At 67.2% G+C, this 13,001-nt stretch carries 13 protein-coding genes and 2 pseudogenes; 11 read left to right on the top strand and 4 right to left on the bottom strand.

Annotated features, from left to right (window positions below):
- The 3 genes and pseudogenes from JO059_RS22390 to JO059_RS22380 all read right to left on the bottom strand — a co-directional run.
- Positions 1 to 163: pseudogene (locus tag JO059_RS22390) on the bottom strand (dihydroorotate dehydrogenase (quinone)); the annotation flags it as partial.
- Positions 163 to 384: a DUF5703 family protein gene (locus JO059_RS22385; protein ID WP_293322861.1), complete on the bottom strand. Its 222-nt coding sequence runs from the start codon at positions 382 to 384 to the stop codon at positions 163 to 165. The gene JO059_RS22385 and the pseudogene JO059_RS22390, both read right to left, overlap by 1 nt.
- A 53-nt stretch (positions 385 to 437) precedes the next feature.
- Positions 438 to 1,454, bottom strand: a complete 1,017-nt coding sequence (locus JO059_RS22380) for a hypothetical protein (RefSeq protein WP_293322859.1) — start codon at positions 1,452 to 1,454, stop codon at positions 438 to 440.
- 157 nt (positions 1,455 to 1,611) lie between these two features.
- Here JO059_RS22380 and JO059_RS22375 point away from each other — a divergent pair, with 157 nt between their 5' ends.
- The 11 genes and pseudogenes from JO059_RS22375 to JO059_RS22325 all read left to right on the top strand — a co-directional run.
- Positions 1,612 to 1,914: a hypothetical protein gene (locus JO059_RS22375; RefSeq protein WP_293322853.1), complete on the top strand. Its 303-nt coding sequence runs from the start codon at positions 1,612 to 1,614 to the stop codon at positions 1,912 to 1,914.
- 198 nt (positions 1,915 to 2,112) lie between these two features.
- Positions 2,113 to 2,877, top strand: a complete 765-nt coding sequence (locus JO059_RS22370; RefSeq protein WP_293322851.1) for a histidine phosphatase family protein — start codon at positions 2,113 to 2,115, stop codon at positions 2,875 to 2,877.
- A gap of 83 nt (positions 2,878 to 2,960) precedes the next feature.
- Entirely contained in the window at positions 2,961 to 3,548 is a 588-nt protein-coding gene (locus JO059_RS22365; RefSeq protein ID WP_293322849.1) for a DUF3090 domain-containing protein, read from the top strand.
- Positions 3,541 to 4,365: an SCO1664 family protein gene (locus tag JO059_RS22360; RefSeq protein ID WP_366516251.1), complete on the top strand. Its 825-nt coding sequence runs from the start codon at positions 3,541 to 3,543 to the stop codon at positions 4,363 to 4,365. The genes JO059_RS22365 and JO059_RS22360 overlap by 8 nt, the downstream gene beginning before the upstream one ends.
- A 170-nt stretch (positions 4,366 to 4,535) precedes the next feature.
- The gene (locus tag JO059_RS22355) at positions 4,536 to 5,315 is read left to right on the top strand and encodes an inositol monophosphatase family protein (protein ID WP_293322855.1); all 780 of its coding nucleotides are present in this window, start codon (positions 4,536 to 4,538) and stop codon (positions 5,313 to 5,315) included.
- A 26-nt stretch (positions 5,316 to 5,341) separates the two neighbouring features.
- The gene (mshC, locus tag JO059_RS22350) at positions 5,342 to 6,589 is read left to right on the top strand and encodes a cysteine--1-D-myo-inosityl 2-amino-2-deoxy-alpha-D-glucopyranoside ligase (protein WP_293322847.1); all 1,248 of its coding nucleotides are present in this window, start codon (positions 5,342 to 5,344) and stop codon (positions 6,587 to 6,589) included.
- 24 nt (positions 6,590 to 6,613) lie between these two features.
- Positions 6,614 to 7,948: a haloacid dehalogenase-like hydrolase gene (locus tag JO059_RS22345; RefSeq protein ID WP_293322845.1), complete on the top strand. Its 1,335-nt coding sequence runs from the start codon at positions 6,614 to 6,616 to the stop codon at positions 7,946 to 7,948.
- 129 nt (positions 7,949 to 8,077) lie between these two features.
- The gene (locus JO059_RS22340; protein WP_293322843.1) at positions 8,078 to 9,691 is read left to right on the top strand and encodes an alkaline phosphatase family protein; all 1,614 of its coding nucleotides are present in this window, start codon (positions 8,078 to 8,080) and stop codon (positions 9,689 to 9,691) included.
- Between the two features lie 170 nt (positions 9,692 to 9,861).
- A complete protein-coding gene (locus JO059_RS22335; protein ID WP_366516250.1) occupies positions 9,862 to 10,611 on the top strand; it encodes a TetR/AcrR family transcriptional regulator in 750 nt (249 codons plus the stop codon).
- 88 nt (positions 10,612 to 10,699) lie between these two features.
- Entirely contained in the window at positions 10,700 to 11,926 is a 1,227-nt protein-coding gene (locus JO059_RS22330) for an FAD-dependent oxidoreductase (protein WP_293322839.1), read from the top strand.
- 43 nt (positions 11,927 to 11,969) lie between these two features.
- Positions 11,970 to 12,450: pseudogene (locus tag JO059_RS22325) on the top strand (SDR family NAD(P)-dependent oxidoreductase); the annotation flags it as partial.
- A gap of 67 nt (positions 12,451 to 12,517) precedes the next feature.
- Here JO059_RS22325 and JO059_RS22320 read toward each other — a convergent pair.
- Positions 12,518 to 13,001 (bottom strand): PAC2 family protein (locus tag JO059_RS22320; RefSeq protein ID WP_293322837.1); only part of this gene is annotated, 484 nt, incomplete at its 5' end.

Raw genomic sequence — 13,001 nt, 5'->3', positions numbered from 1 at the left:
CGAACACCGTGCTGGCCAGCAGCGGATCGTGGGGCCCGAGCAGCCGGTGCAGCAACCGCCGCAGCACGGGGACGGCCGTCACGCCACGCAGAACGGCGAACACCAGCGTGTGAATGCGCTCGGGCGGGACCAGGAAAAGGAGTCGGCGCGCCAGCCGATACATCACAGTGCGGGCTGGTCGGGCCGCCGCCCAGCGGAGCCGGCAGCGTCCAACCGGGGTTTCTTGCGGCGCAACAGAACCCGCCTACTGCCGTCCGTATACAGCCGAACCCGGGTCAGCTCCCAGCCACGATATTCGGCTTCGATCGAGAGCCGGGTGGAGGCGCTGAGCCGGGTCACCTCCGGCGGCAGGCGCAACGGCACCCACTCGTATTCGTCGGACATCTCGGTGTCCCAGCCCGCCGGCAGCCGGCTGCGCCGCGGCGCGGCCCCGGCGCTCAACGGGCGTCCGCCGCGTGCTCGATGGTCTGGACACCCGCACCCGACCCTGACACGACGTACAAGGTGTCCGTGGTTTCGTCATAGGCCAGGGAGTTGGGTTGCTGCACGGTTGGGTATCGCACCTTTTCGACGGGAATTCCGGTTGACAGATCGTAACCAATGACGACGTTCGTCGCGGTTTGGGACACCCAGGTCAGCCCCCGCGATCCGGCCAGGCCGTACGGTGCCTGCCGCACCGGGTAGGCCTGACGCAGGATCAGCGGGTTGACGCCGTACACCAGCATTTGCCCGCCGCGGGTGTCGGCCACGAGGACCCGGCCCAGCGGATCGGCAGCCAGGGTGGTGGCGCCCTCGCCCGCCCGCAGCGCCTGCTGAACGTCGCCGTCGGCGCCGATCGTCGTGACCGACGTCTGCCCGCGGTCCAGAACCACCGTCGTATTTCCCTGCGTCGCAAGGAAATCCACACGCGCGAAGATCTTGTTTCGGTGGTCGACGGTCGCGGTCGCGTCCGCGCCGGGTGTCCGGGAGGCGAGGGTATAGACGGCACCGTCGGCGCTGCCCAAGACCAGCTTGCCGTCGGCGCGTTGCGCGATGGCGGTGAACTCGGCCCGCTCGGCCCCGGCGACGCTCACTGGCGACGTGTGTCCGGTAGACATGTCGACCGCGTAATAGCCGCCCCGGGCGGCCAGATAGGCCGTGCCCCGGCCGTCACCCGTCAGCGCGGTCGCCGGGCCCGGCAGCCCCACGACTCGTGGCGCGGCATGGGGGTACACGAACTCGGTGACGCTGCCGGGCGCCGCGGGGTCCGCGCCGGGGAGCAGGACGGCCAGCTGGTGCGTGCCGCTGTCGAAGATCGCTGCCGCCGCCTCACCGCCCAGTGGTCGCACTTCGCCGGCCGGGTTCTGCGCCACCGGTGGTGACTGCGCCGCCCGCGCGGGCGCTATCGTCGGTGGCTTCGAGGAGGAACAGCCGGCACCGGCCGCCCCCGCGACTAGCAAAAGCACGACACCAATGGCGCGCCGCTGAAGTCGGCGTTTGCGGTCATGATGCCGTCGCACCAACGGTTTCCCTCGCGATATGAAGAGTAGAGTCAAATTTTAAGGAACGGTTTCGCATCCAATATGGCCATGTTGCATACATTCGGTCCGACTGGAGAGGTATCGTCGCGTCATGACCGTCATCGCTGACCGGCATACCTCGGATAAAGAGTTTGCTGTCGAGGACATCTCGACGGGAATCTTTGCCAGTGGGTACGGGCAAGTCGGTGATGGGCGCAGTTTCTCCTTCCACATCGAGCACCGGTCGCTCGTCGTCGAGGTTTACCGGCCGCGGCTCGCGGGCCCCGTTCCGCAGGCCGACGAGGTGATGGCCCGGGCCGTGCGCAGCCTGGTCGACATCGACCTCACCGACGAGCGCAGCTTGACCGCCGCGGTCCGCGACTCGGTCGCGCGTGCGGTCCCCGTGTCCCGATAGAGGCGATCGCAAGCGCGGCGTGGCCGCGCGCTGCGGGTCGCCGCCATTCGCATCAGCGGCGATCGCAAGCGCGGCGTAGCCGCGCGCTGCGGGTCGGAGCCTTCCCACTAGTCATGCCCCGCCCTGACCGACCGTACCGGGTACGGTCGTCGTCGTGACTGCGCATTCGGCGGCGTCTTGGCGGGTGAAGCCCGCCATATGACCGTCATCCTGCTTCGGCATGGCCGCTCGACGTCCAACACCGCCGGTATTTTGGCCGGCCGGTCGGAGGGGGTCGACCTCGACGACAAGGGGCGTGAGCAGGCCGCCGGGCTTATCGATCGGATCGGTGACCTACCCATCCGCGCGGTGGTCAGCTCGCCGCTCCTGCGTTGCCGGCGCACCGTCGAGCCGCTCGCCGAGGCGCTCTGCATGGAGCCGTTGATCGACGACCAGCTCGCCGAGGTGGACTACGGCGAATGGACGGGCCGCAAGATCGGCGAGTTGACGAACGAACCGCTGTGGCGGGTGGTCCAGGCCCATCCCAGCGCGGCGGTGTTCCCCGGCGGCGAGGGCCTGGCGCAGGTGCAGGCGCGCGCCGTGGCCGCGATCCGCCGGCACGACCGGCGGCTGGCTGAGGAGGACGGCGGGCAACACGCCGACGCGCTCTGGGTGGCCTGCACCCACGGCGACGTAATCAAGGCGGTTGTCGCCGACGCGTACGGAATGCACATGGACGCGTTTCAGCGCATCGTTGCAGACCCGGGGTCCGTGAGCGTGATCCGGTACACCCCGCTGCGGCCGTTCGTCTTGCACGTCAACCACACCGGTGCCCGGCTGGCCGCCGCATTGCGGGCGGGGCCCCCGCCGAAGGACGACTCCAAGGGTGACGAGGCTCCCCCCGAGCCGGCCGAACAGCAGCAAAGCCGGGCGGCGCAGCCCGTGGCGACGAGTGACGCGGTGGTCGGCGGCTCCCCGGACTAAGACGGATCAATTCCGGTTGAAACCGGCGGAGCCGGGCAATCGAATCGCACGGCGAGGGCAATAGCCGGTATTTTGGAGGTGCCATGGCCCGCGCAATTCACGTCTTCCGCACACCCGACCGCTTTGTGGCCGGCACCGTTGGTCAGCCCGGAAATCGCACGTTCTACATCCAGGCGGTGGGCGATTCCCGCGTCGTGTCAGTGGTATTGGAGAAGCAACAGGTCGCGGTGCTGGCCGAGCGCATCGGGGCGTTGCTGCTCGAGGTGAATCGCAGGTTCGGCACACCGGTTCCTCCCGAGCCGGCGGAGATCGACGACTTGAACCCCTTGATCACACCGGTCGATGCCGAGTTTCGGGTGGGGACGATGGGGCTGGGCTGGGATTCGGAGGCGCAGACCGTGGTGGTCGAACTCCTCGCCGTCACCGACGCCGAGTTCGACGCGTCCGTGGTGCTCGACGACACCGAGGAGGGCCCGGACGCGGTACGGGTGTTCTTGACGCCGGAGTCGGCGCGGCAGTTCGCGACTCGCTCCAATCGCGTCATCTCGGCAGGCCGTCCGCCGTGCCCGCTGTGCGACGAGCCGCTGGATCCGGAGGGCCACATCTGCGCGCGCACCAACGGCTACAAGCGCAGCGCGCTGCTCGGGCCTGACGATGACCCGAGTGAATAACGCGCACAGCCGGCATGACGATCGTGAGGTGTTGCAGGACGGCGAGCTGACGGTCCTCGGACGCATCCGCTCGGCCAGCAACGCCACCTTCCTGTGTGAGTCGACGCTCGACGGCTCCAGCGTGCACTGCGTCTACAAGCCGGTCTCCGGGGAGGCGCCGCTGTGGGATTTCCCCGACGGGACCCTGGCCGGCCGCGAACTCGGCGCATACCTGGTGTCGACGCAATTGGGTTGGAACATCGTGCCCCACACCATCATTCGTCACGGACCCGCGGGCCCGGGCATGCTGCAGCTGTGGGTGGAGCAACCCGGCGATACGGCGGACTCCGAGCCCAGACCGGGCCCCGACCTCGTCGACCTGTTCCCGGCCGACAAGCTCCAGCCGGGTTATCTGCCGGTCCTGCGGGCATACGACTACGCCGGTGACGAGGTCATCCTGATGCACGCCGACGACATCCGATTATGGCGGATGGCGGTGTTCGACGTGCTGATCAACAACGCCGACCGCAAGGGCGGCCATGTCCTGCGCGACCTCGACGGCCACATCTACGGAGTCGACCACGGGGTGTGTCTGCATGTGGAGAACAAGCTGCGCACCGTGTTGTGGGGCTGGGCCGGAAAACCGGTGGACGACCAAGCCCTCGAAGCGGTCGCCGGGCTCGCCGACGCCCTGACCTCTTCGCTCGGCGACCAACTCGCCGGGCACATCACACGGGCGGAAATCGCCGCGCTGCGCAGGCGCGCGCTCGCGCTGCTCGACAATCCGGTCATGCCCGGGCCCAACCGGCATCGACCGATTCCCTGGCCCGCCTTCTAGCCGCGATCGCAAGCGCGGCGGTCGGGGCGCCTCCCCAGAGGGAGCCAGAGGGAGCCAGAGGGAGGTAAGCCCCACCCGCTTGCGGGGACCGAGCGCAGCTTGTCGGCGCCACACGTCTAAGAGCCCGGTTCGCCGTCGGCGATACTGAAGCGGTGAACCCGGGTGCGGACATGACGGATGCCGCACTGGCTGCCGATCTTGCCGCGGACGCGGGGGAGCTGCTGCTGAAGGTGCGCGAGGAGGTTGGCTTCGGCCACCCGTGGGCGCTCGGCGACGCGGGGGACAGCCTCGCGAACGCCCTGATCCTGCGCCGGCTGCGCGCCGAACGGCCGGGCGACGCGGTGCTCAGCGAGGAAGCCTACGACGACCTCTCCCGCGTGAACCACGATCGGGTGTGGATCATCGACCCCCTGGACGGCACCCGAGAATTCTCCACCCCGGGCCGCGACGACTGGGCGGTGCACATCGCGCTGTGGCAGCGTCCCACGGGCTACCCGACCGACGGCCGGCGCGAAATCACCGACGCGGCCGTCGCGCTGCCGGCCCGCGGAAACACGGTCTACCGCAGCGACACCGTGACCGCCGGCCCGGCACGTGGTACCGGTTCCGGGGCCATCCGCATAGCCGTCAGCGCCACCCGGCCACCGGCGGTCCTCTACCGCCTGCGCGAGACGCTGCACATCCAGCCCGTAGCCATCGGCTCGGCGGGGGCCAAGGCGATGGCCGTCATCGACGGCGACGTCGATGCCTATGTGCACGCTGGAGGGCAGTGGGAATGGGACTCCGCCGCACCGGCCGGGGTGGTGATGGCCGCCGGCATGCACGCCTCTCGACTCGACGGCTCGCCGCTGCGCTACAACCAACTCGACCCGTACCTGCCCGACTTCGTCATGTGCCGCGCCGAGCTGGCGCCGATCATCCTTGGGGCGATCCGCCAGGAATTTCGCTAGGTCCCGGGGCGTTTAGAGTCGACGATATGCTGGCGTGGTCTTCGGCACAGGTTCCGAGCTTGCCGGGACGCGGCCCGGAGCTACGGCTGTACGACACATCCGACCGGCAGGTGCGCCCCGTAGCGGCCGGAACCCGGCCGGGCTCACGAGCCACCATGTACGTCTGCGGGATCACTCCCTACGACGCGACCCACCTCGGTCACGCCGCCACGTATCTGGCGTTCGACCTGATCTACCGCCAATGGCTGGATCTCGGTCACGACGTGCAGTATGTCCAGAACATCACCGACGTGGACGACCCCTTGCTCGAGCGCGCCGGCCGCGACGGGGTCGACTGGCGGGACCTCGCCGACCGGGAGGTGGCGCTTTTCCGCGAGGACATGTCAGCGCTGCGGATACTCCCGCCACGCGAATACGTCGGGGTGACCGAGGCGATCCCCGAAGTAATCGAACTCGTCGAGAAGATGCTTGCGTCGGGAGCGGCCTATGTTCTGGAGTGCGACTACCCCGACGTCTACTACCGCGCTGACGCCACGCCGCAGTTCGGCTACGAGTCCGGCTACGACCGCGACACGATGCTGCGGCTGTCCGCCGAGCGCGGCGGCGACCCACAACGCCCGGGCAAGACCGACGAGCTCGACGCTCTGCTGTGGCGGGCCGCGCGGCCCGGCGAGCCGAGCTGGCCGTCGCCGTTCGGGGAGGGCCGGCCCGGCTGGCACGTCGAGTGCGCGGCGATCGCGCTCAGTCGCATCGGCAGCGGCCTCGACATCCAGGGCGGCGGGAGCGATCTGATTTTTCCGCACCACGAATTCACCGCCGCGCACGCCGAATGCGTCCGGGGCGAGCGGCGATTCGCGCGGCACTATGTGCACGCCGGGATGATCGGCTGGGACGGGCACAAGATGTCCAAGAGCCGCGGCAACCTGGTCTTGGTGTCGACGCTGCGCGCGCACGGCGTCCCGCCGGCGGCCATCCGGCTGGGCCTGCTGGCCGGCCATTACCGCGGGGACCGCTTCTGGAGCCCTCAAGTGCTTGACGAGGCGATCGCCCGGCTGCATCGTTGGCGCGCCGCGACGGCTCTGGCCGCCGGCCCGGATGCCACCGACCTCATCGCCCGGGTGCGCCGCTATCTGGCCGACGATTTGGATACTCCGAAAGCGCTTGCGGCCCTTGATGGGTGGGCCACCGACGCGCTCGAGTACGGCGGCCATGACCACGAGGCGCCGGCCCTGGTCGCGACGGCGGTCGACGCGTTGTTGGGAGTGGAACTGTAGTGGGTGTCCGAACGCAGATGCCTTGTGCGGCTTAAACTTTCTCGGCAAGGATTATGGTCCGGCATACGGGACCGCGCGCTGCTGCGTGCTGACGCCTCCTCCCGCCGTCGGCTCCTGTCGCACACGCTGACCGCAGCCGCGCTGGCCCTGTCCGGGTGCGGCGGGTCGGGTGAGGATCCGCACGCTAAAGCGTCGGATACCGGTTGTCGCACACTGGCCGCTGACCCCGCGTGGTATGGCGATAACCGTGACCGGCTCAACGCGATGATCCGCGACCTGGGTACCTGCGGCAAACGGGAGTCGGCAGGCGGTGCACACCTGGCGCTGTTCGACTGGGACAACACCATTGTCAAGGGCGACGTCGGGGACGCGACGTTCTTCTGGATGGTGAGCAACTCCAAGGTGCGCCAACCCCCCGGCGGGGATTGGACGACCACGAGCCCATACCTCACTCGGCAAGCGGCCGCTGCACTGGCGGCGGCGTGCGGTGGCCTTGCATCCCCCGGCCAGCCGTTGCCCACGGGCTCCAATGCTGGATGCGCCGATGAGCTGCTGTCGGTCCACGGCGATCGCCGGACACGAACGGGCGCCGAAGCATTCGCCGGTTACAACCATCGCCGCATCAACCCCACGAGCGCGTGGTCCACGCAACTGCTTGCGGGCTGGACCGATGCTGAGGTGACGGGATTCGCCGAGGCGGCGCGCAAGCAGAATCTCGATGCGCCCGCGGGCGCCGAGCAGGTGGTGGGCAGCAGCCGTCGAGCCGGGTGGATGCGCTACTACGCGCAGATGCGCGACCTCGTTGGCACGCTGCAGGACAACGGTTTTGACGTGCGAATCATCTCGGGCGCCCCCGAGCCGGTTCTGCGGGTGTGGGCCGCGGGGGTGAACATTCCCGCCGAGAAGGCGATGGGGCTACGCACCGAGCACGACGGTGAGGTTCTGACTTCGCGTCTGACGCTCTGCGGCGGGGAGCCCTCGACGCCGTACAACGAGGGCAAGCGCTGCCGGGTGAACGAACAGGTGTATGGGATTACGGGCACCGCCGCCTTTGAGCAGTTGCCCGCGCAGCAGCGCCAGGTGTTTGCGGCAGGCGACTCCGACGGCGACGTGACGCTCATCGCGGACGCCACCGCGCTGCGCCTGGTCATCAACCGCAACCAGATCGAGTTGATGTGCCGGGCCTACGACAACCTGGACGGAAGATGGCTTGTCAACCCGATGTTCATCGATCCGTTGCAGACGAGTCCGCCGTACCCCTGCGCGAGCCAGGGGTTCGAGCGGCCCGACAGCGATAGGGCGCCGCTGCTGCGGCCCGACGGCAGCGTGGTCACCGACCAGCAAGACCGGGCGCACTGAGCGGGACCGTCACCGAACGGCAACGCTTGAGTGTCGATTCGCGCAACGATCTGGGTGGACGGCGTGTCGTGCGCCACCATCGACGGAGCAACGCGTATGTGGCGCGTCAACCGCAGAGGTGTTTGCCTGGTGCTCAGTCGCTTTCGCCGCACGGCCGCCGCGGTCGGCGCGCTCGGTGTGTTGGTGGTCCCGATGAACACGGTGCCCGCGTCGGCCGCCAACCCCGTTGAGAGTCCGAATCTGCTGGTCAATCCCGGCGCCGAGTTCGGCGACCCGTCGTTGACGGGCTACAGTTCGGTGACGATCCCGGGCTGGTCGGTGAACGGCACACCCACGGTCGTCAAATACGGCACCATCGGCCGTTTCCCGTCGCCGTTGTCCAGTCCGGCGCCGCCTTTCCCTAAGCTCCTGCAATTTCCGCGTCCGGGCGATGGCCCCCCTGACGGCGGCGCTCAGTTCTTCGGCGGTGGCAATGTGGCTACTTCCCAATTGGGCCAATCCGTCGACCTCAGCGGCGCGGCGGGCCAGATCGACACCGGCACAGTGCCTTTCACGCTGAGCGGGTGGCTCGGAGGCTTCTTGGACGACCCGTCCGAAGCGTCCGTTACCGTGCAATTCCTGGCGGCGAACCAGTCGTCTCTCGGTGTGGCAAGGATCGGGCCGGTGGGCGTGGTTGAGCGCGCGTTCAAAACCGCGCTCCTTCAACGCTCGAACACTGGATTTATTCCGGCGGGCACCCGCAGCGCGGTCGTCGTCGTGACCCTCAAGGATTGCAACCCGGCGCCGGGCAACTACAACAACGCCTACGCCGACAACTTGTCGTTCACCGTCGGGGCTCCGCTGCCGCCGCCACCGCCACCCGCTCCGCCGGGGTCGAAGGTCGGCCCCCTTGATCACGTGTTCATGGTCTATCTGGAGAACCACGGCGTGAAAGACATTGTGGGCAGCCGTAATGCTCCATATATCAACTCCCTGATCGACCGGTACGGGTACGGATCGAACTACTTCGCCCTGACTCATCCCAGCCTTCCTAACTACTATCCGATCCTCGGCGGGTCGGATTTCGGCGTGGGTTGGAACTGCCCCCAAGACTGCTTCGACCAACCGAATCTCGTCGACAACGTCGAGAAGGCCGGCAAAGGATGGGCCGCCTACGAGCAGTCCATGCCCAGCCCATGTTTCGCGGGGACGGCGGGGCCTTACAGCGCCGGAGAACTGCCGTTTCTCGCCTTCCACGACATCATCGCCAACCCGCCGCGCTGCCAGGCGCACGTGTTGCCGCTGCAGCGAATGGCCGCGGACCTCGCGTCGACTGCCACCACCCCCAACTACGTGTGGTTCGCCGCGGATGAGTGCCACAATCAGGAAGGGTGCAACGATATTCGCTTCGTCATCGGCCAGCTCGCATTGCATCAGTACCACCTGCGGGCCGGCGACCAGTTCCTCGCGGAGACGCTGCCCACGATTTTGAACTCGCCCGCATTCCAGACGCAGCGATCCGCCATCTTCATCACGTGGGACGAGGATTACAACAACCTGTCTCTCGGCAATGGCAACGAGGGCAATCACGTCCCGATGATCGTGATCCCGTCACCCAATTCCGGTATGCGTCAAGGCCACTTCGTCGCCAACAACCACAACAACCACTACAGCTTGCTGCGCACCATCGAAGCGGCCCTCGGGCTGCCGCCGCTCACCAACAATGACCGGTTCGCCCAACCCATGAACGAATACTGGCCCTAGCCTCGAAGTTGCGTGCCGTTGGGGTCGGGTGGGCTGATTGTCGATGATGTCCGCGAGTCGTTGGTGACGTCGTCGGGCGCGTGAGCTTCACCGGACAACGCTAGGCGCGAAGTTGACCGCAGGTCCGGAGTCCGGCATCATTGAATAAACCAACCGTCGGTCTAATAATAGTGTGGCAGAAGTCAGTGGCTCGGACGATAAATGTTGCAGAGCGTGCGGCGCGGCGTGACGCCATCCTGGATGCCGCTCAGCGCGTAATCGTGGCTAAAGGCTATGAGCGCCTGACCATTCAGGACATTCTTGACGATCTGCAGATCTCCAAAGGGGCGTTCTACCACTATTTCGGCTCCAAGCCCGAGGTGATCGAGGCGCTCGCCGAGCGGCTGGTAGGCGACTCAGAGCGAATGCTTGCCCAGATCATCGCTGATCGCGAACTGAGTGCGCTCGAGAAGCTGCACCGCTTCTTCAGCGAGGTCATCCGCTGGAAGTCCGCGCGCCATAACCTATTAGTGGCGATGTTGTCGCTGTGGTATGCACCCGAGAACATCGCATTCGGGCACAAGGTTGACAGGGCCGTGGCGAGACGACTGGCGCCGCTGCTGACGGTGCTTGTCGAGCAGGGTGTCGACGAGCAGCTGTTCACCACCGCCTATCCCGAGCACGCCGGCACCATCATCGTGGCCCTCGTTCAGGCGCTGCAGGACGCGATGGCTCAACGGCTGCTAGCGGTGGCCTCCGACTCGCCGGGGGCCCCAACCGTCAAAGAGATGATCGCCACCCACGGCGCGCACATCGAGGCGATCGAGCGCTATCTCGGCGCACCAGCCGGCACGCTTCAGCGTGTCGATGCCCCCACCGTGAACAGCTGGATCGTCGCGCTTCGACGCGCCGGCACGGCATTGGCGGGAGCGAGGCGATGAACGCTGATTTCACCTCAGAAACCGTGCGCCGGTTGATTTTCGAGTTTGTCCGCTGTTTGTCGTTACGGGATCTGTACTAGGAGTTCCGATGCAAGTATGGACGACCACTTGCCTCGTGGCTGGTGGCGGACCGGCCGGGATGATGCTCGGCTATCTGCTCGCGCGCTCGGGTGTGTCGACCCTCGTCGTGGAAAAGCACGGTGACTTCTTCCGCGACTTCCGCGGGGACACCGTTCATCCGTCGACCACCGAGCTGATGCACGAGCTCGGGATACTCGATGAGTTCCTGTGCCAGGTCCCACACCAGAGCAGGGAACAGCTGGGCATCGGATTCAAAGGACAGGCATTCGATCTCGTCGATTTCCGCCGCCTGCCAACCGTCTGCAAGTACGTCGCCTTCATGCCGCAATGGGACTTCCTGAACTTCCTAGCCGACAAGGCCAAGCGTTACCGCTCCTTCCGGCTCGAGATGAACACGGAAGTTACCGGCCTGCTGTGGAACGGCGATCGGGTCGCGGGCGTGACCGCCCAAACCCCAAGCGGGCCAGTAGAAATCCACGCAGATTTGGTTGTGGGGTGCGACGGACGATCGTCGGTCATCCGGGAACAGTCAGGACTGCCGATCACCGAATTTCCCATGCCAATCGACGTGCTGTGGTTCCGGCTACCGCGCAACGAGTCGGCCCCTGAAACGCTTGGTTTCATCGGCGACGGCCAGATCATCATCGCGATCAATCGCGGTGACTACTGGCAGTGCGGAGCAGTCATCGTAAAAGACGGCTTCGAACGGGTCAAGACCGTGGGCCTGGCGGCGTTCCGGTTAACGGTCGCCGCGGCCGCCCCCTTCCTCGCTTCAAGCCTCAACGCGCTGACCGATTGGGACCAAGTCATGCTGCTCTCGGTGCGTGCCAACCGCTTACGACGGTGGTGGCTACCGGGCTTGTTGTGCATCGGCGACGCCGCCCATGCGATGTCGCCGGTTGGCGGCATCGGAGTTAACTACGCCATCGCCGACGCGGTAGCCACCGCCAACGCCCTTGCCGGTCCGTTGCGGAACGGGGTGGTTACGGACAAGGACCTTCATGCGGTGCAGAAACGCCGCGAGGCCCCGACGAAGCTTGCGCAGCTGCTTCAAGGCGCCCAGACAGCGAATCTGGCCCGGATGAGCAGGACCGACCCGCCGCTGTGGATGTTGCGGCTGCTGAGTCGGTCGGCGCTTACCAAGCGGCTACTGGGCCGAATCATGGGGCTCGGTTTCCGCCGAGAACACATCCACACCGCAGAACAGCGGGATGGACTTGTTGGTACGAAATAAACCTGGCATCCGCGCCGATTCCGCGCGGAGTCGATCCTGGCCTCAGGCGAGTGTGCTCGCCGCCGAACTGGGCGAAGACCGGGTGCTGACCGCGGTGCAGACGCGCGGGATCTGGCCGCCACGCAATCAGCGGCCGCTCAGGCCGTCGAACGCTTCGGTGGCATCGACGTCGTCGCGGCCAACGCCGGCATCGCCAGCTACGGGTCGCTGCTGCAGGTGGATCCCGCGGCATTCAAGCGGGTGTTGGACATCATGTGCTCGGCGTCTTCCACACCGTGCGCGCCACGTTGCCGGCGGTGATCGACCGCCGCGGCTACGTGCTGATCGTCTCGTCGCTGGCCGCGTATGCGGCGGCGCCCGGGCTGGCGCCGTACAACGCGTCGAAGGCCGGCATCGAGATCCTCGCCAACGCGCTGCGGCTGGAGGTCGCCAACCTTGGCGTCGACGTTGGCTCGGCGCACATGTCCTGGATCGACACCGCCCTGGTCCGCGACTCGGAGGCCGACCTGCCGTCGTTCGCCGAATCCAACGTCGAGTCCAACGTCGAGTAGTGTGCGGCGAATCCGCCGTTTCCGCCCAACAAGTCGACGGTCAGCGCCCGAACCCCGGGCGGCGGCGGCGCAGGTAGCGTTCGAACTCGGCGGCCAGCGCGTCGCCGTCGATCTGACCCAGGGCTTCGTTCACGTCGACCTCGGCGTCGCCCCGCTGTTCCAGCGACGTCACGTATTCGGCCAGATCCTCGTCCTCGGCGGTCATCTCGGTGATCGCCTGCTCCCACTCCTCGGCCTGGGCCGGCAGGTCGGCGAGCGGGACCTCGACATCCAGCACGTCCTCGACTCGGCGCAGCAGGGCCACCGTCGCCTTCGGGTTCGGCGGGTTGGACACGTAATGCGGCACCGCCGCCCAGAACGTCACAGCAGGGATCCCGGCGGCCACGCAGGCGTCCTGGAACACCCCGGCGATCCCGGTCGGGCCCTCGTAGCGGGTCTCCTCGAGGCCGAAGCGTTTCGCCGACTCGGGGGAGTAGGCCGCGCCGGATACCGGCACCGGCCGCGTGTGCGGGGTGTCGGCCAGC

The organism is Mycobacterium sp. (genome assembly GCF_019247615.1).
Lineage (GTDB): Bacteria > Actinomycetota > Actinomycetes > Mycobacteriales > Mycobacteriaceae > Mycobacterium.
This window is presented reverse-complemented; position numbering and strand designations above follow the sequence as displayed.

Excerpts from the sequence above, each read along its gene's own strand:
- JO059_RS22385 (WP_293322861.1), bottom strand. The coding sequence starts at position 384 with ATGTCCGACGAATACGAGTGGGTGCCGTTGCGCCTGCCGCCGGAGGTG.
- JO059_RS22375 (WP_293322853.1), top strand. The coding sequence starts at position 1,612 with ATGACCGTCATCGCTGACCGGCATACCTCGGATAAAGAGTTTGCTGTC.
- JO059_RS22370 (WP_293322851.1), top strand. The coding sequence starts at position 2,113 with ATGACCGTCATCCTGCTTCGGCATGGCCGCTCGACGTCCAACACCGCC.
- JO059_RS22365 (WP_293322849.1), top strand. The coding sequence starts at position 2,961 with ATGGCCCGCGCAATTCACGTCTTCCGCACACCCGACCGCTTTGTGGCC.
- JO059_RS22355 (WP_293322855.1), top strand. The coding sequence starts at position 4,536 with ATGACGGATGCCGCACTGGCTGCCGATCTTGCCGCGGACGCGGGGGAG.
- mshC (WP_293322847.1), top strand. The coding sequence starts at position 5,342 with ATGCTGGCGTGGTCTTCGGCACAGGTTCCGAGCTTGCCGGGACGCGGC.
- JO059_RS22330 (WP_293322839.1), top strand. The coding sequence starts at position 10,700 with ATGCAAGTATGGACGACCACTTGCCTCGTGGCTGGTGGCGGACCGGCC.